The sequence below is a fragment of the Microcoleus sp. A006_D1 genome, assembly GCF_036702805.1.
Lineage (GTDB): Bacteria > Cyanobacteriota > Cyanobacteriia > Cyanobacteriales > Microcoleaceae > Microcoleus.
This window is the reverse complement of record NZ_JAUBVZ010000008.1, coordinates 149,363-166,315: the sequence shown is the minus strand read 5'-3', so window position 1 is coordinate 166,315 and position 16,953 is coordinate 149,363. Positions and strand designations below refer to the sequence as shown.

Here is a 16,953-nt window from a genome sequence, read left to right as displayed (position 1 = left end):
TATCGTTAATATTACTTTGGACGTTTAACCCCTCCCTTCCGTTTAACTTTAAACCCATACAAATAGATTTCAGGCATATTAATACGTCCATCCGAACGATTTTCTACAATCCCAAGTTGAAGTAAATATTGCAAGATGCCTTCAGGGTTAGTTACAGGTGGTTGTTTTTCAGGACTCCATGTGGTACATTTTACCGCCTCTAAAAATATTTCCTTTTGCATGGGAGCACTCAGACCTACTAAGCTCGTCTTAAGAGATTCTAACCAGGGGTACTCTTCTTGTAATTCCCTAATTCTATCATCTGAAGTATCCATTAAAGCCCCCTGTAAGTCAGAGGGTTGCAAAATTGCTGTTCCAGATAGGTTCTGTTCAACTTGTCCTTTTAATCTACGGTCTGCTGCTAAGGCAAATAATTTCAGAAAAGAACGTGGCGCAATTCGACCACCAGCATCCTGAAGGTGATTAGGAATCCAACGATAGGTAATTCCTTTTTTAGCGTTAGCCCCCATATACTTGCCAATCATTTTTTCGATCAGTTCTTCAAACAGTTTCTCGTTTGATGTTGCAGTCAATCCCAAGCTAGTTTTGTTTTCAATAATCAACTGTGGGATGTTTTGCAAATATTCTGTCATTTCAGTACCCGAGTTAGCTAGACGCTTAACCAAGAGTTGGTAAAGCCTGGAATGTTCCCATTCCAACCGAATCTGATGGGCTTGCAGTTTGGAAGCATCAGGAAAACTCAAAAATTCATCTCGAAATAGATCGGTACGCAAAAAGATTTTGGGGCGTATTCTTTCCCAACGCCGCCATCGATCGAGCCACAAAGCCAAAAGTTCGCGAATTGGGCTGGCTAAGGCGACATAGGAAGGAACTATCCGATCCAATTCGTCATAAGTGACAAACAACCAATCATCTATTTCAATGAGTCTTTCATCTAACTTATCTAAAACATAATTTAATTTCTCAATATTGTTATTAACTAGGGGCAGCCATTCTGACAAGAGAGATAATTTCCCTTTAAGTACCTTAACGATTTCCGGCTCTATTTCTTCAAGAAGAAAATCTTTGAGCTTAAATTCTTCTTGCTCTAGGATGACACCTAACATTAAACCGATCCAGAAGCTACGCCATTCAATATTTTTAGCTCCTTGCATTTGGCGCTCAACAATGTCTGGTGCTGGAAATCGCTTTTCTGCTTGGCGAGTTCGCCCAAAGCCAGCTATCCACGTGGTTTTGCTCAAAGCAGGTAATGCTCTGATTACCAAACTTTCAACCAAAGCTTCCCTTCCTGAAGGGATGGCTAGTAAACGGAATAATTCTGTTTTTCCTACCCCGCGTCCTCCTAGTATTAACAAGATGTTGGGTTCTAAAGCATGGCGATAATCTGGGAGCGGCAAGAAATTTTTTAAGAACGTCTCCTCATTATCACTTTCGCGTTCAGCAGTCGCCCTTCCGGGGGCGATTTCAATTATCAATTCCAGCAGTTTTTGTTGATTAAGTTCACTCATAGTTTCAATCAATCTGTCTTAAATTCACGAGCGAAAAATCCGCATAACTTTTCTGCAATATCCGGATAAGGATGATTAGTCATAATCCTGACCAGTTCTGACAGTCTATCGGATTCTTCTGGGGTTTCGTTTCGAGGAAATAGAGCAATGTCCCCTCGCAGGGTCTCCTGATACGGTACAACAAAAGGAGTAAAGGGCTCCTCAGTATCATTTGCATTAGGAACAGTTTCATTTTCCGAGTAATAATTTTCTTGAAAAATGGTGTATGCTTGTTCTCTAAATTCTGTTAACTCTAGTTCCCTGCCCGGTATTCCTAATGCGGGAGCCATCGAATGTACGAGAATTAATGGTAAACGCTCATCAACTCCAGGGCTTGCTAAATGGCGGATAACATGGGTTAACCCCGCCCAACTTTGACCCGATTGAGTTCCAAAGATAACTGCCGCATGGGAAAGATTAGCAATCGCCAATCCACCAATATCGTGAAAACCAGCCCGCGCATCCATCAGAATAAAATCTAAAGGTTTTGCTGCACTTTGTAATTCTTTTAACATATCTCCCATTGTACTTAGCAGTTCACCACCGACAAGGTTCTGAAAGTCAAGACGGGCTAATTTTTCTAAGTAATCTCGATCTACAGTCCCCGCCGTAAGTAATTGCAGGCTTTCACCATTATCTCCTCGCAAAGTGCGATCGTTAATATTTATTAGGTGGGTGCGAAGTTTCCAATCCTTTTCTTGAATCTTCTTTTCTAATAAATAATCGATTACACCAGGATTGTTGAAGTTGTCGGGTGAAAAAATTGTACCAAGGCCGGGTGCTTCTAAATCGAGGTCAACAATGGCAACTCGATGACCGTTCCGAGCTAAAGTCAATGCAGTAGCAACGAGGGTACTGGTTCGTCCCACACCTCCTTTGAAGGAGAAAAAAGATACGATCGCAGGCTTACGCTTTTCAGAGACTAATTCTTGTTTCCAAGGTGGTTCAGCTACGTTTTTATCTGTCCATGCCTGTTTCGCAATGTGACGCTCAAGAATATACCAGCGAGGCAGAACTAATTCATCATCCCAAGATGCAAATTCCCTGTCAGTCTTGATAATATCAATTAAGGATTTGTAAGCATCGTTTTCTCCGGCTGGCAACCAGATATCCTTGCCGTAATAAGGCCCTAGCTTTTCAGAAAGAAGCCGTTCGAGGTTAGTAGTATTAACTTCTTCGGGTTTTTGACCTTCAGATAAATCAAGAAAAAGTCTAATTTTTCCATTAACATCACGAATAATGGTTACAGACTGAAGCTTAGGCACAAGTTCAGATACAATGCTTTGTTCCTTAAAGCATTCCCGGACTCGCTCAAAAGTTTCACCAAAACTGATCGTCATGTGTTAAATATCCTTGCTGGAAATTGATCCATTTAGCACTAATGTGGGGATGATTTCTCGGTAAATTTCTTCGGCACGTTGAACAGCTAACTTTGCTTCTTCCTCCGTCCAAAGCTGAGACTTGGCGTATCTCCTCTCTGGGTGATCTTGAGCTAGAACAGTGCCAGCTATTCTTGAAGCCGGAAGTTGCCGATCCAAAATGGGATAAAGAACCCGCAACCGTTCCATTGCGCTTCCTTCAAGTTCCGTGAGGTCGTGTCCATACTTCTTTACCGCACCTCGATCGTGTTTAAAGTATAGCTCCACAAGTAGTTTAAATGAACATTCCACGACATAGGCAGCAAGGTAAACAGCGTTATCCCAGCGTTGGGTTTGCAAGAGAAGTTGGGCATCCTGTAAATGCCTGCCTGCTGAGTTGGAAAAGGACTCTTGCATTGTCTATGTAACGAATACTTCCGACAGTTGCACTATAATCATTTTCTGGATTAGTCCGGTACTGTCTTTGGCAATGCGCCATCGATCGCCCCCGACACCATCCAAATCTACTTTCGGGAGGAAGACCACAGCAACAGTATAGCAGCGCGGTGCAGCCAACTCCTCACTAAAAGCGTTCCCTGCTGAGGGGATTCGCCCTGCTGTTAAATTTACCCGCACAATTGCCCGCTTGCCGATCGCCAAAAATTAAATTTTTCCGGGGAAAAGTTGCTATTTAATGAAGAAGACTTTAAGATCCAGCAATGTCAATCAAAACTCTTAAGCAGCAGCCCTGCAAGCACTAACCTGAAATGGGTCGCAAGTGCCAGAAAGCAGCAACAGCTACCTTTATTAACTCTTCCAACAGCAAAGCATTGGCAGAAAAACTCAGGGATCGATGGTTGATACATTGCAACGAATGCTTTGCTGGCAATACTACAAATGAATCAAAATTTTTCTGCCCAAATTTAGCACCAGCAGATGCCTAGCCCAAACGCCTGCTGCGTAAGGTTTAAGTTAATAATTAGGCTGGTTTTCTTGTCTTTAACTACTTGAGGATTCCATCGCATGGTTTCGATTTCTAAAACTCAGTCCAACGTACTCCCTGTATCTGCGCCCAGCTTGACGGCTGCAACCCAAAGCAGCGCCGCTACTGCAACGGGAGTGTGCATCACAGTTCACGGTCACTTTTACCAGCCACCGCGAGAAAACCCTTACCTGGACGCGATCGAGCGCCAAGCTAGCGCCTCTCCCTTCCACGACTGGAACGAACGCATTGACAACGAGTGCTACCGCCCGAACGCCTTTGCGCGCATACTCAACGACCGCGGCGAAGTCACGGGGATCGTCAACAACTACGAGTATCTCAGCTTCAACATCGGCCCGACCTTGATGAGCTGGCTGGAACGCTACGATCCGGAAGTTTACCAGCGGATTCTGGAAGCCGATCGCAAAAGCTGTCAGCGCCTCAACGGTCACGGAAACGCGATCGCCCAAGTCTACAATCACATCATCATGCCGCTGGCGAACGAGCGAGACAAATACACCCAAATTCGCTGGGGGATCGCAGATTTCCGCTCCAGATTCGATCGCAATCCCGAAGGAATGTGGCTCGCCGAAACCGCAGTAGACTACGCCACCCTCGAAGTTTTAGTCGAGTCCGGCATCCGCTTCATTGTCTTAGCCCCCTCCCAAGCCGAACGCTGCCGCCCGCTAATCGGGCAAAACCAAGAAGGAGATCAACACACAGATTCGGAATGGCACGAAGTCGGCGGCGGCCAAATCGATCCGACTCGCCCCTACCGCTGCTATTTGAAGCCAGAAATGCGGTTGATGGCTGACCACCAACTTTCGCCGCTGAGCACTCACCACCTTACTCGCGGACACGGCCAGCATTCGGCAGCCTCAACTCCCAACACTCCCTACATCGATATCTTTTTCTACGACGGCCCGATCTCGCGGGATATGGGCTTCAATGACGTTCTCAGCAGCAGCCACCACTTGGCGGGGCGCTTGGGTCAAGCAGTACGGGGAGACCACCGACCGGCCCAATTAATCTCCGTGGCTACGGATGGCGAAACTTTCGGCCACCACAAAGACAGCACGGAAAAATGCCTCGCCTACGCCTTCACAGAAGAGTTTCCCCGCCGGGGCTGGACGGTGACGAATTATGCTCATTATTTAAGTCAAAATCCCAGCACTTGGGAAGTGGAACTCAAACCCGTGACGGCTTGGAGTTGCTCGCACGGGGTCGATCGCTGGCAAGATGATTGTGGCTGTGGTGGTGGTGGCGGGTGGCACCAAAAATGGCGCAGACCTTTACGCGATAGTTTGAATTGGCTGCGCGATCGACTGATTCCGATTTATGAGGAAGCTGGAAGCAAGCTGTTTCGCGATCCCTGGAAGGCGAGAGATGAATATATTGATGTGATGCGCGATCGATCGATCGCTAGTGTTGACAGTTTCCTCGATCGGCATCAAATTCGCGAACTTGATGTCGCCGAACAGATAGACGCATTGCGCCTACTGGAAATGCAGCGCCACGCTTTGTTAATGTTCACTAGCTGCGGCTGGTTTTTTGAGGAAATTTCGCGGCCAGAAGGTGTGCAAATTCTGCGCTACGCCGCGCGGGCGCTGGAATTGGCCGAGGATGTTGCTGGTGTGCAGCTAGAAAAAGAGTTTATCGCATTACTTGACCAAGCACCGAGTAATGTTGAATGCTTTAAAACTGGGGCAGAAGTTTACCGCCAAATGGTCACGACGGCCCAAGTCAGTCTCAAACAAGTCGCCGCCCACTACGCCATTAGTTCTCTGTTTGCCAAGTATCCCCGCGAACAGCGAGTTTACTGCTATCAGGCCGAACAGCAAGATTTCCAAATTCAGCGCATGGGATCGATGACTCTGGCTGTGGGTCAATTGCAGTTAACTTCCGAAATTACGCGGGAAACAGAGCTTTTTGTGTTTGCTGCGTTCCACCTCGGCGGCTGGGACTTCCACTGCTGTATTCAGCCTTTTGGTAGCAGCCGGTCTTACACGATGCTGAAAGAGCGGTTGTTTGGAGTTCTGCAAGAAGCTTCCGCAGCCCACGCGATTCTGGAAATGGTGCGGTTGTTTGGCGATCAGTCGTTTAGCTTGCGGGATTTGTTCGCTGAGGAACGCCACCGCATCGTCCGGTTGCTGAGTCAGGAAAATTTGACTCGCTTGGATCAGCTTTACACTCAGGTTTACCGGGAAAATTACGGGGTGATGATGGCTTTCCACCGCGACGAATTGCCGGTACCGGTAGAGTTGCAGGTGGCTGCGGAGGTGGCTTTGGGACACCGCTGTTTGACGGCGGCGAAGGCCCTGGAACAGGAAATGGGGGACGGGGAGTCGCTGCGGTTAGAAATTGAGGCGATCGCCACTGAAGCGGGCCATCTCCGCAGCCGGTTGAAGGTTCCCGAAGTTAAGCAAATTTTGGAACGGCTGGTTTGGCGCGAACTTGACGCGCTGCTGCAAGCTGGATCGGACGTGGATGAGCGATCGCCACTGAAGTTAGAAGCTGATATTCTCCACATCGAGCGTTTGATTGCTGTGGGCGATCGGCTGAGTCTGGGTTTGTGTTTGGATCGATCGCAGGAACTGTATTTCGATTCGCTGTACAGTCAAATTGTGCCTCTGTGTTTGGGCTGGCTGCAACGGCGAGCTGCGGTGGCGGGCGAAAACAAGGTCGACCCGGTTGCCTGGGATATTGCCCGCTCAGACGGCGGCTGGGAGTTGTCTTCGATCCGCCAGTTGCTGGAGTTGGGTCAAACTCTCGCCGTTGATGTTGAGTGTTGGTTAAGTCAGTTAAGCCGATCGCCTATCGATTAGCCCGCATCAATTCGGGCGCACCAGAATCCGCCCGATCGGCCTTGAAACCGATCGGGCGTGGGGTATCGAAGGAGAGTCGATCGGGATTGGGGGTTCCCCGGAATCGAAGTACCGACAGACAACCGCTAATTTTCTTTAAGTTTTCGCTCTACTTCTGTGGGAAGATGAAAAGACTGTCCCCAAAGCCTACAGGTGTTCTGCACTTGCACGCTTTGTAAAGTTTTGAAGAAAGAACACTAAATTTTTAGCTATGAAAATTGGCGATCGCGTTTGCGTTAAAAACTCTGTTGTTGTCTACCACCACCCGGAAAATCGCAGTCAAGCAGTTGAGATTAAGGGTATGGAAGGAGAAATCGTGGCGATCGTTCACGAATGGCACGGCAGACCTGTCAGTGCTAATTGGCCGGTTCTAGTTCAGTTTGACAAAAAATTTCGAGCTCACTTCAAAGAAGATGAAGTCGAAGTCATAGCTGCTGAAGTTTAGCACTCTCAAAAACAGCGCCGGAGCCCAAAGACAATATCAAATCCGGTCATATAAATGTTGTAGAGTTTGTAGTGAGAACTTCAGTCTTTTCTCTGAGTGTTAGTCGATCGGCAGACTAAAGTCCTTACTATAAACATTTTTTTGTTTAACTCTTAATGTTTGTGCCGTGCTCGGTTGAACCAACCGAAGATATTCAAATCTCCCTGCATTTTCTGCAATTCCTGCTGGTGCTGCTTGGCTGTAGCGTAATACCACTGACAGTGACGTTGTAGTTCTTCACGGTACTTAATTTCGCCGTAAAACTCCCGAACAATTTGGTTCTGTTGGAAAATTTCGGCTGCTGGGGTCGATTCTGGGACAACGTTTTGCAACTCGTGGGGCAACATGATTGTTTGGGGGCGACTGTGGCAAATATTGGCTGTAATGACTTTAAGCTAACACATAGCAGTTGACAGTTGACAGTTGACAGTTGTCAGTTGTCATTGGGAATTCTTGCATCCGTTACATCCGTTACATCCCGCACATTGCTCGCTGCCGAACTTCCTTCTTAGCTTAAGATATTCAATCTAAAATCCCAAATCCCAAATCTAAAATCTGTTAAAGCCATCCCCGCAGCCGATACACAATTAAGCCAATGTATTCTTTCAAAGCTTTAGTTGACTGATGTAGATAATAGGTATCAGGCAATAAATCCAGCGCGAATGCTTGCGAGTTGTTCTGGGATGCTGCGATATCCTGCTGCGTTATCTGAAAATCTGTTGGCGCGGCAATAACTTTTATTCCCTGACGCTGGAAAATTAAGAGCGATCGAGTCATGTGCATCGCCGATGTCACGAGCAAAACAGACCCTTTTATGCCTTTAGCGTCTAAGATTTTCCGCACGTTGACGGCATTTTGATAAGTGTTGTTTGAATCGGGATCTTGCATAATTGCTGATGCCGGTACGCCCATTGTTTGGGCAATTTCTGCCATGTCTGCCGATTCTGGAGACCCGCCGCCTTTCCAATCTACTCTACCGCCGCTGAGCACTAACAAAGGAGCTTTGCCTTGACGGTAAAGTCGTGAAGCGTAGATGATACGATCGCCCGCTTCCCCCAATTCTACCCAAGGGCGGGGCGGTAACGCTGCTTTGACACCCCCGCCCAAGACGACAATCGCGGATGCTTGCGGGAGTTCGGCGGTTGGTATATTTTGCCATTCGAGCGATCGAACTAACGATTTTGACACCCAACCGCTACTTCCCAGCAGTAAAATAATTAGAGCCGCAGCCACGGGCGCCGCCGCCCATTTGGGGCGCTTCCAAAGTGTGATTAAAGCCGCCATCATTAACAGACAACTCAACCCCAAAGGATAAATCAACAGCGGCAGCAGTTTCGACAAAAATAGAAACATTCAGCAACTTATTCCAATTGCTCGTTAGCGGGAATGGGGAATCGGTAATTAGTAACTTGGTTGACCGTAGTTTTTGATTTTTATTATTGAGTATTGAATTTTGAACGCTTTAACTTAAAGCTCAAAACTCAATACAAAAACAAATCGGTGCTAGCGGCGGTCTTCAGGAGTCGAGAACCAGTCAAACAGTGAAGTAGCTTCACGCCGGGAGGTTTTATATTTATGCCCGTCTACTTCCACTACTTCTTTATTGAGGATAGCATCCGAGGTTTTATCCTTGGAACGTGTATTCGGGTTGAGTAGTAGTTCGTTGTGCCACCAAGCCACCATTAAACCTGCTGCCACGCCGCCGATGACACCAAGGCCAAGACTCACGGGCAGGCTACATCCTACTAAGCGAAACCCAACGGTAAACAACACAAACCAGATCAGAGCGGGGTTAAACCCCTTGGAGTCTCCGTTAAATTTTGGCATAAGCTGCAAGTTTTGTTTGTAATAATACGGAAAGATATTGACAATATTAGCAGACAAGTAAGATTGGCAAGGGATCTCGCACTGCAACTACTCCCCACAAATCAAGTTTAATTGTACCTCTAAGTCTTGCGCGGTATCTACAATGTTTACAGAAATTTGCTCTAATTCTGTAAAAGGTTCAAAAGCTACTTGCTGCGAGCTCAATAGTTCTGCTGTCGCGTCGGCAATATCGCCTGTGCGCTGTTGCAGTCGTTGTCGCAATACTGCCATTGGTGCCGTGCAGTAAACGATTTGCAAAGGCAAGCCGCGGGATTGAGCCAGATTAATTGCATCGGTTCTCAAGTTTTGGCGATCGAACTTAGCATCTAAAATCACATCCCAACCTCGCTGGGCCAGCATTATCCCTAACTCTAACAATCTACCATAAGTCCGTGCAGTCATTGCATCCGAGTACAAATCTTGGCCGCCGCGTTCATTGACTGGAATTCCACCTAAATGTTTGCGAACAGCATCGGATCGAATGTGAATCGCCCCAGTACGGCGAGCCAAATATCGAGCCGCTGTACTCTTCCCAGAACCCGACAAACCCGACATCAAAGTTAACTTTCCCCGGCGCGGTTTAGTGTATTCCCAAGCCAGTTTATAGTAATCAGCCGCTGTCTGTGAAATCTGTACTTTTTCAGCAGTTAAAACCGAGGCATCATCCAACATCAACGAAGTTACTTTTGCTCTCACATAAGCTTGACGGCTCAAATACAGCGGCAGCAATTGCAGTCCTTCCCAATCGCCTGTTTGTTCGACGTAAGTATTTAGAAAAACATTGCCTAAATCTCTGCGCCCTCGCGATTCTAAATCCATGACTGTAAAAGCCACATCGTACATCACATCAACAAAGCGAAAAGGCTCGTTAAATTCAATGCAGTCGAACAGCAATATTTTATCTTGCCACAGAGCGATGTTCCGCAAGTGCAAATCTCCGTGACACTCGCGAATTTTATTGTTAACTATCCGCTGCTTAAATAAATCATTATTTTCCACAAAAAACGCATCAGTATAATCTTTAGTTTCCTGATATTGTGTCTGAGTCTGCGGCCCGCCGATATATTTGTGAGAAACCTGATAATTGTTATCTATTGCTGTGCGAATCTGACCGACTTCGCCAAATGTGCGAATGTAGCTATTAGTAACTGCCGTGCTGTGAAACTTGGCAACTTCGCGCCCTAAGTCTGCCATAAGTTGCGCGGTCAACAGTCCGCGTTCCAACAAACTGAGGAACAGCGAATCTTGAGGAAATTCCCGCATTTTCAGCGCGTATTCTACAGCAACTTGTGCTGGAGTTAAAGCAGGTGAATCGGTGCCGAGTTGAAACGAATCGCCAGTTGGAACAATTGGCAAAACTTCCAGATAAATTTCCGGTGCTGTGCGCCGGTTCATCAGCAATTCTTGAGTGCAGAAATGCTGCCGTTTCTCCAAAGTCGAATAGTCCATAAAGCCAAAATTGACTGGTTTCTTGATTTTGTAAGTATAATCTCCTGTCAGCAGGACAAAGGAAGCGTGAGTCTGAATTAGCTGCACGGGTTCTGTCACGCCGTGCGGGTAAAACCCGGGCTGCAACATTTGCTGAATCAGAAGGGGGAGGGAAGTATCAGTCATATCGATTTAAGATTTTAGATTTTGGATGTTGTATTGAAGCCGATTTATTATAGAGTTGATAGTTAGTGTAAACCAAAAATTAGTGATGACAGAAAACAATCAAGGTTCCGGTTCCGTGGATGTGTTCGGCGTGGGCAATGCCCTAGTGGACATCTTAGCATTGGTGGAAGATGAATTTGTAGTCGGACACGGGCTGAATCGTGGCGGGATGACGCTGATGAATTCGGAAACCCAGGGGGGAATTTTGCACGATTTGGAACACAATTCGCTGCAAATGCGATCGGGGGGTTCGGCCGCAAATACGATGATTGGCTTGGCTCAGAGCGGCGGTAAAGGGTATTATTCGGGGAAGGTTGCTCAGGATACTAACGGCGAATTTTACCGCCAAGATTTGCTGGCGGCGGGGATTGATTTTAACGTGCATCCTGCTACTGAGTCCCATGGGCCCACGGGTACTTGTGTCGTGCTGACTACGCCGGATGCGGAACGCACGATGTGTACTAATTTGGGGGTTTCTACTACTCTGGCGGTGACTGATATTGATGTCGATCGCCTGTCTCACTGCAAGTACAGTTATGTTGAGGGCTATCTTTGGGATGCTCCCGAACCCAGAAAGGCTAGCATTGAGACGATGGAGCAGTCTAAGCGTCTGGGTGTGAAGGTGGCTTTTACTTTTTCGGATGGCTTTTTGGTCGATCGATTTGCGGATGATTTTCACAAGGTGGTTTCGGAATATTGCGATGTAATTTTTTGCAATGCTGATGAAGTTCGGAGCTTTTTCAAGGAGGAATCTCTAGAAGAGTGTGCTCGAAAAATGAGCGAGATTTCGGATTTAGCTTTTATCACGAATGGGGATAAGGGCTGCATGGTGGTGGAAAACAAGCAGATTGTTGATGTGGCTGGATTTCCCGTAAAGGCGATCGATACTGTGGGTGCTGGAGATGCTTTTGCTGGCGGTGTTTTGTTTGGAATTACTAATGGTTTGAGTGCTGCACAAGCGGCTCGTTGGGGCAATTTCTTAGCTTCTAGGGTGGTGCTGATTCATGGGCCTCGTCTTGAGGGTTCCCAGGCTCATTTGCTGAATCAGGTGATTTCTGGTTAGGAATTAAAATGCAATACGCTTGGCTTAACACTATTTATGCCCCGGAGATCCCCCACAATCCCCCTTAGGAAGGGGGACTTTGATCGGAATCTTGTCCCCCCCTTCTTAAGGACGCAAAACACTCTTGTCCCCCCCTTCTTAAGGGGGGTTAGGGGGGATCGAGGACTCAGTTTCAGACATAAAATTTGTACTATCTTCAACATGAATTTGCACATCAGCCAACAAAGGTAGCTGCGGATGACTGCAAATCTGTTCTGGATAATTCCACACTTTCAGATATCCATCAACTCCAGAAATAGCCGTCGCTGCTGCATCCAAATCCCCAGCTTGACACCCATGATAATGTGCTCTGATCAACGGCTTAATATCCTCGATATCTTGCCATTCCGATTCAGGTTTGAGGGGAATGCTGATAAAATAGTGGTAAGCTTGGCGGTGTGCGCTGCGAAAGTTTTCGGGATTTTGATTCAACAATCTATCGCCCTTTTCGCGCACTAACGGATGCAACTGATAAGATGACCGCTGAAAATCATAATACAGCAATTGTCGGCGTTTGAGAGCGAGGATAATATTTTCTTTGAGTTCGTACTTGCTAACTTCCGGCATTTGAGCCGCAATTCCCGCAAAATTCAGCGGATATTCTGCGGTTTGATAGACAGAAATTCGGCTCAAGCAAGTTCGCTCAATGTCGCTAAGACGGGCGATGATTTCATCTAGCAGACTCTCAATCGGTCGAATTAGCAACCAGTCTCTATCTTGCAAAAATTTGCTGACATTGCCTTGATATTCGCTGTCATCGCGAATCAATGAGGCTATTAGTTGCAATGCTTCGGGATGTCCTTGATAGCGGTGGGCAAGTTCGATTAATTCTTCTATTGTACCGATTAAATTAAATGATGTCAATAGGGCAATGGCGGAATTATTTGTGAGTCCATCGAGCCTAATTTTGCGGGTAATTGTTGGTGGCAATTCTGCTAAGGTTTCGCGGCTGATAAATATGATTTTACTTTGATGTGCTGTTTCTATAAGTAGTTTGAATAACCAAGCGTATTCGGATTGGGTTTCGGCAAAATATCCGGCTGTTTCGGCTCGCCCAAATTGCAAAATTGTTTCTAGGCGATCGCACACAATTAAGCAGGGTTGATTTTTGAGCAATTTTAGCAGTTTTTCGATCTTTTGGAATGAGTGCACTGGGGCCGCACTTGGTGCATTTTGATCGGAAAAGTTAGGTGTATCTACGGAGGAAAGTGCAGATAGGAGGGAATCGAGAAACCAATCAAATTGAGGTGCTTGGTTTTTGACGAATTCCAATGATTGCCAAGCGACGGCGACAAAGGGATTGTTTTCTGTTTGAAGTTGGCGGATGAGTTGACTGATTAGGGTTGTTTTGCCGATTCCGGGTAAGCCGACAAGGGCGATCGCATTTGGGGGTGGATTTCGGTTGTCTAGGTTGAGTAGCAGGGTTTTTAGGGTGTTGAGGTGGGATGTGCGATCGAGCCAATTCCAGACTGGGGGTATGTTGTCGGGAAGTGCGAATGTGCGATCGGTTTGGGTGTCTGGGGCGATATCTGCGATCGCTGCGGCTAATAGTAATTCTGTGTGCTTGATATCATTGCGCTCAATAATATCTTCCCAGTTATTGATTCCTACAGCTTTGCAAATATCGATAAATGTTTCGCGTCGAATTCGGTTTTGCGCCCAAAATCGCTTTAAAGTCGCTTTTGAAGTTAGAGCCGCTTTGCACCAGGTATCTTCAGTTTTATTCCATCCGAAATTGCGTCTTACCATATCGATGATTTTTAGCCCTTCCTCGGATGCTCTGAGTAAACCTGCCATTTTTACCCCTTTACCATAATTTTGCCCCAATGGAATTATAGATTACATCGGAGAGCCGAAAGATGAGCTAAATGAGCTAAATGAGACAAATGAGCCGTTTATGCTGAGCCAAAGGATGAGCCGTTGAGCCGATACAGATTCAGGATTCTGGAGTATTGTGAAGTGATGAGTTCGGATTGCTGCTACATATCTAAGTTTTAGGGTGCGATCGAGGGCGATCGGGCGATCGGGCGATTCCCTAGGGGATAGCTCCGCTTCACGGCTATTTGAGCAATGTAAAGTTTTGTTACAAAAATCGGGCGATTTGCATAAAAAGCAGATGAACGCCCTGATAGATACATAGAAAGGCTTGCAAGGCGGGCTTTGCTGGTTTTTACGCAACTATATTTTTGAGGAGATGGGATTTATGAAGTTACTTACAGATGATGTGTTGTTGGGTAGTGCAGTGGATGCGAGTGCGATCGGGGCGGCTAAAAGCAATTCTGTTTGCTTGATATCATTGCGCTCAATTCATTTGCTATGTTGAAAAGTTTACAAAATCGCCACCGGAATTTTTATTTTCTAGGCTTCTTGCTTTTGGAAGTATTCAAGTATCTTGTGTTCCCAATTAGGGTAGCAGAAGCTACGACGTATTCTGTAACACCTACTTCAGAGACGGATAATTGGATATGTTATATGCAAACAGCCGATGGCAGAGTGGTGAATCTAACAAGCCTATGTACCCAAAAAACTCTAAATCAACTCAGGCAGTTGTTGACAACTAAGCAGTGTCATAAGTGCGATTTGAGCGGTGTAAATTTGAGTGAAACTGACCTACACGATGCTAATTTAAGTGGTGCAAATTTGACTGGTGCTAACTTAAAAGGAGCGAATTTATTAGGTGCAAATTTGACTGGCGCTAACTTAAAAGGAGCGAATTTGTTAGGTGCAAACTTAGCTGGTAGTCTTCTAAAGAGGGCTGACCTTAGCGGTGCAACAATGCCTGACGGCACAATCAACAAGTAAAAAGAGTTACCTGTCAGTAAGATTAACGATTAAATTCAATTGCAATCTTACTAAAGATTACGCATTCGATCGCTTGTCCTGTATTAGCAATGAACCATGAAAATTTTCAATCTACCCAAAATTTGGATGCGCTTGCTGATCGCCTTTACAATAGCTATATCCATACCCATTCTGTTGGAAGTAACACATGGGAGCAGCCTAGCGCAAGTGTTAGTGCAACCAAGAGTTCGGAGGATTGGTCTTCCGTTTAAGGCTGGTCAATATTGGTATGTTTGCCAAGGTTACAATGGAACAATTAGTCATGGTGAAAAGACTAAGTATGGAAAGACTTTCGCTTTGGACTTATCATTTACAAAAAGCAGTTTTAGACCAGGAGTAGCAGGATGCCAACCCGGTACAAATAGTGCGTCCAACAATCAACCAGTTTTGGCACCTGTAACAGGAAATGTAACTTACATGGTTGGTTTGAGTGAATTTGTCTGTCTAACGCCCGAATCTGGGGGCGGGAGCCTATTCATTGGTCATCTAAATCCTGGTAGCAGAGTGAAGCCTGGACGTGTAGAGGAAGGAACTGTACTGGGTACGGTAAATCCAGAAAAATTTACTCCCAGCGGATATGCTCACATACACATTGAGCCCCGTAAAAACCCGTCATGTAATGGTGATACATTTGCGTCAGTCCCTCTTGACGATGCCAATAGTTTTCGGTTCTATGAGTCGCGTAATCTACCAGATATAGGAGGATATAACCAACATGATGGAACTGAATTAGTCGGTCAGATGAGGCTTGAACCAAGGTTCCGTACTGTTAATGACTGGGCAACAAAACGCGGTTACAGAGGCGGTTATCCAAACTTCAATTGGACTAATTACGGCACAGGGCCTGTTTACGGTTCAATGCTAATAAAAACTTCGGCAGCAGATTGGAGAGATATACCAGCTAGTGAATTAGGCAACCCTAAAACCCCAGAAGAGCGGTTTCGGGCTATCAGTGATTGGGCAGCAAGAAATGGCTACAGAGGAGGATACCCAAACTTCCATCAGGCTAATTACGGCAAAGGAGTAGTTTACGGTGCTGTTCTCATCAAACGTGAGGCAGCAGACTGGCGGGACATCCCAACTAACGAGTTAAGAAACCCTCAAACCCCAGAGGAACTATTTCGAGCTGTCAGTGACTGGGCAGCAAGAAATGGCTACAGAGGAGGATACCCAAACTTCCATTGGGCTAATTACGGCAGAGGAGTAGTTTACGGTGCTGTTCTCATCAAACGTGAGGCAGCAGATGGGCGAGATATATCTGTTAATGAACTCAATTAGTGGTTAATTCTTTCCGAGTTCATTACATACTCAGAAGTTGAAAGTTAGTAGTCCAGCGATCGCCTTCTCATTTACCTAAAACCACTAAGAGCGATCGCCCGTTCCCCCATCCGCGTCCATCAGCGTGCATCTGCGGTTCAAAAGTGCGCCCTTCCCCGTCACAAATACTCTACCATTCCGACCATATCTTCAGATGTGTAAATCTCATAGAGCAAAATCAAAGTTTCTATTACTTGTCCCATCGAACGACTCCCCTGTTTAAAGTAAGCCACACCAGGATGACTGTTACTCATACCAGCCATAACTAGAAAATCTCGATCCTGAGTAACAAGCACTCGCTGCTGTTGTTGAATAAACAACCACTGCTGCTCATCCATCTTAGTCCTTAATCCTGCTTCAACCGTTGTCGTCACATCAATACCATAGAGACGTAACGCCCTAGCAATGTCACGATCGATATGCTCATCTAAATGAAACCTAATTCTCAGACTCACCTTTTAATTCCTTTATTTTTGCTTGTAACCTACCGGGATTTTGACGCATAAATTCATCCACAAAAGCATCATCTTCTGCCATTTCTCTGTCAATTGCTTGGCGATGATCGTAATAATAAGCCATAGCGTCATAAACGGCGGCGACAAGCAAATCGTACTTAGTGGCAATTTCTAAAAGAGAATAACCCATTTTTAGGTGCATCACCATCACATCTTGTACGGCGATTCTCGTCCCAGCTATTCGGGGTTTCCCGCCGCGCATTCCCGGTGTCATTTCAATGTGTTCTACACTTACTGTTGTTGGCATGATATTTTATTAGGTATGATTCAAAAATAATACTATTATAGCTAAAACGGAGAGTTTCATAAGCTCGATCGCTTGGAAATTTTCATAAAGTGCGATCTGTAGCTATCCAGATCGTGAATCGCCCTTTCCCCCATCCGCGTCCATCAGCGTGTATCTGCGGTTCAAAAGTACGCGCGA

General features: G+C 46.0%; 17 protein-coding genes. 5 read left to right on the top strand and 12 right to left on the bottom strand.

Features of this window, described 5'->3' with window-relative positions; genetic code table 11:
* Positions 1–11 precede the first annotated feature (11 nt).
* The 4 genes from QUB68_RS16695 to QUB68_RS16680 are packed head-to-tail and all read right to left on the bottom strand — an operon-like array spanning position 12 to position 3,565.
* Positions 12–1,508: a P-loop ATPase, Sll1717 family gene (locus QUB68_RS16695; protein WP_332994453.1), complete on the bottom strand. Its 1,497-nt coding sequence runs from the start codon at positions 1,506–1,508 to the stop codon at positions 12–14.
* 8 nt (positions 1,509–1,516) lie between these two features.
* Entirely contained in the window at positions 1,517–2,887 is a 1,371-nt protein-coding gene (locus tag QUB68_RS16690) for a tyrosine-protein kinase family protein (protein ID WP_332994451.1), read from the bottom strand.
* Positions 2,888–2,890: 3 nt separating this feature from the next.
* Positions 2,891–3,322, bottom strand: coding sequence for a HEPN domain-containing protein (locus tag QUB68_RS16685; protein ID WP_332994450.1), 432 nt, complete (start codon positions 3,320–3,322; stop codon positions 2,891–2,893).
* A 3-nt stretch (positions 3,323–3,325) separates the two neighbouring features.
* Positions 3,326–3,565 carry a hypothetical protein gene (locus tag QUB68_RS16680; RefSeq protein WP_332994448.1) on the bottom strand — a complete coding sequence of 80 codons (240 nt, stop codon included), beginning with the start codon at positions 3,563–3,565 and terminating at the stop codon, positions 3,326–3,328.
* A gap of 363 nt (positions 3,566–3,928) precedes the next feature.
* On the opposite strand from QUB68_RS16680, the gene QUB68_RS16675 reads away from it, so the two are divergent.
* Both QUB68_RS16675 and QUB68_RS16670 read left to right on the top strand, forming a co-directional pair.
* Positions 3,929–6,712 carry a DUF3536 domain-containing protein gene (locus QUB68_RS16675; RefSeq protein ID WP_332994446.1) on the top strand — a complete coding sequence of 928 codons (2,784 nt, stop codon included), beginning with the start codon at positions 3,929–3,931 and terminating at the stop codon, positions 6,710–6,712.
* A gap of 250 nt (positions 6,713–6,962) precedes the next feature.
* Entirely contained in the window at positions 6,963–7,196 is a 234-nt protein-coding gene (locus tag QUB68_RS16670; protein WP_332994444.1) for a ferredoxin-thioredoxin reductase variable chain, read from the top strand.
* A gap of 152 nt (positions 7,197–7,348) precedes the next feature.
* On the opposite strand, the gene QUB68_RS16665 is transcribed toward QUB68_RS16670, so the two are convergent.
* The 4 genes from QUB68_RS16665 to QUB68_RS16650 form a co-directional block, all read right to left on the bottom strand.
* Positions 7,349–7,582, bottom strand: a complete 234-nt coding sequence (locus tag QUB68_RS16665) for a hypothetical protein (protein WP_332994443.1) — start codon at positions 7,580–7,582, stop codon at positions 7,349–7,351.
* 211 nt (positions 7,583–7,793) lie between these two features.
* Positions 7,794–8,588, bottom strand: a complete 795-nt coding sequence (locus QUB68_RS16660) for a YdcF family protein (protein WP_332994441.1) — start codon at positions 8,586–8,588, stop codon at positions 7,794–7,796.
* A 150-nt stretch (positions 8,589–8,738) separates the two neighbouring features.
* Entirely contained in the window at positions 8,739–9,119 is a 381-nt protein-coding gene (locus tag QUB68_RS16655) for a hypothetical protein (RefSeq protein ID WP_332994439.1), read from the bottom strand.
* Positions 9,120–9,149: 30 nt separating this feature from the next.
* Positions 9,150–10,715 (bottom strand): bifunctional aminoglycoside phosphotransferase/ATP-binding protein, encoded by a 1,566-nt coding sequence (locus QUB68_RS16650; RefSeq protein WP_332994437.1) that lies wholly within the window; start codon positions 10,713–10,715, stop codon positions 9,150–9,152.
* An 85-nt stretch (positions 10,716–10,800) separates the two neighbouring features.
* Here QUB68_RS16650 and QUB68_RS16645 point away from each other — a divergent pair, with 85 nt between their 5' ends.
* Positions 10,801–11,817, top strand: a complete 1,017-nt coding sequence (locus QUB68_RS16645; protein ID WP_332994434.1) for an adenosine kinase — start codon at positions 10,801–10,803, stop codon at positions 11,815–11,817.
* Positions 11,818–11,955: 138 nt separating this feature from the next.
* Here the strand turns inward: QUB68_RS16645 and QUB68_RS16640 are convergent, their stop codons facing one another.
* Both QUB68_RS16640 and QUB68_RS16635 read right to left on the bottom strand, forming a co-directional pair.
* Positions 11,956–13,653: an ATP-binding protein gene (locus tag QUB68_RS16640; RefSeq protein WP_332994432.1), complete on the bottom strand. Its 1,698-nt coding sequence runs from the start codon at positions 13,651–13,653 to the stop codon at positions 11,956–11,958.
* A 197-nt stretch (positions 13,654–13,850) separates the two neighbouring features.
* Positions 13,851–13,994: a hypothetical protein gene (locus QUB68_RS16635; protein ID WP_332994429.1), complete on the bottom strand. Its 144-nt coding sequence runs from the start codon at positions 13,992–13,994 to the stop codon at positions 13,851–13,853.
* A 178-nt stretch (positions 13,995–14,172) separates the two neighbouring features.
* Here QUB68_RS16635 and QUB68_RS16630 point away from each other — a divergent pair, with 178 nt between their 5' ends.
* Positions 14,173–14,658 carry a pentapeptide repeat-containing protein gene (locus tag QUB68_RS16630; protein ID WP_332994426.1) on the top strand — a complete coding sequence of 162 codons (486 nt, stop codon included), beginning with the start codon at positions 14,173–14,175 and terminating at the stop codon, positions 14,656–14,658.
* 96 nt (positions 14,659–14,754) lie between these two features.
* Entirely contained in the window at positions 14,755–15,975 is a 1,221-nt protein-coding gene (locus tag QUB68_RS16625; RefSeq protein ID WP_332994423.1) for a hypothetical protein, read from the top strand.
* Between the two features lie 158 nt (positions 15,976–16,133).
* On the opposite strand, the gene QUB68_RS16620 is transcribed toward QUB68_RS16625, so the two are convergent.
* Together QUB68_RS16620 and QUB68_RS16615 are read right to left on the bottom strand one after the other, a co-directional pair.
* A complete protein-coding gene (locus tag QUB68_RS16620; RefSeq protein ID WP_332994421.1) occupies positions 16,134–16,469 on the bottom strand; it encodes a DUF5615 family PIN-like protein in 336 nt (111 codons plus the stop codon).
* Positions 16,453–16,776 (bottom strand): DUF433 domain-containing protein, encoded by a 324-nt coding sequence (locus tag QUB68_RS16615; protein ID WP_332994419.1) that lies wholly within the window; start codon positions 16,774–16,776, stop codon positions 16,453–16,455. Before QUB68_RS16615 ends, QUB68_RS16620 begins: the two co-directional genes overlap by 17 nt.
* Between the last annotated feature and the right edge of the window lie 177 nt (positions 16,777–16,953).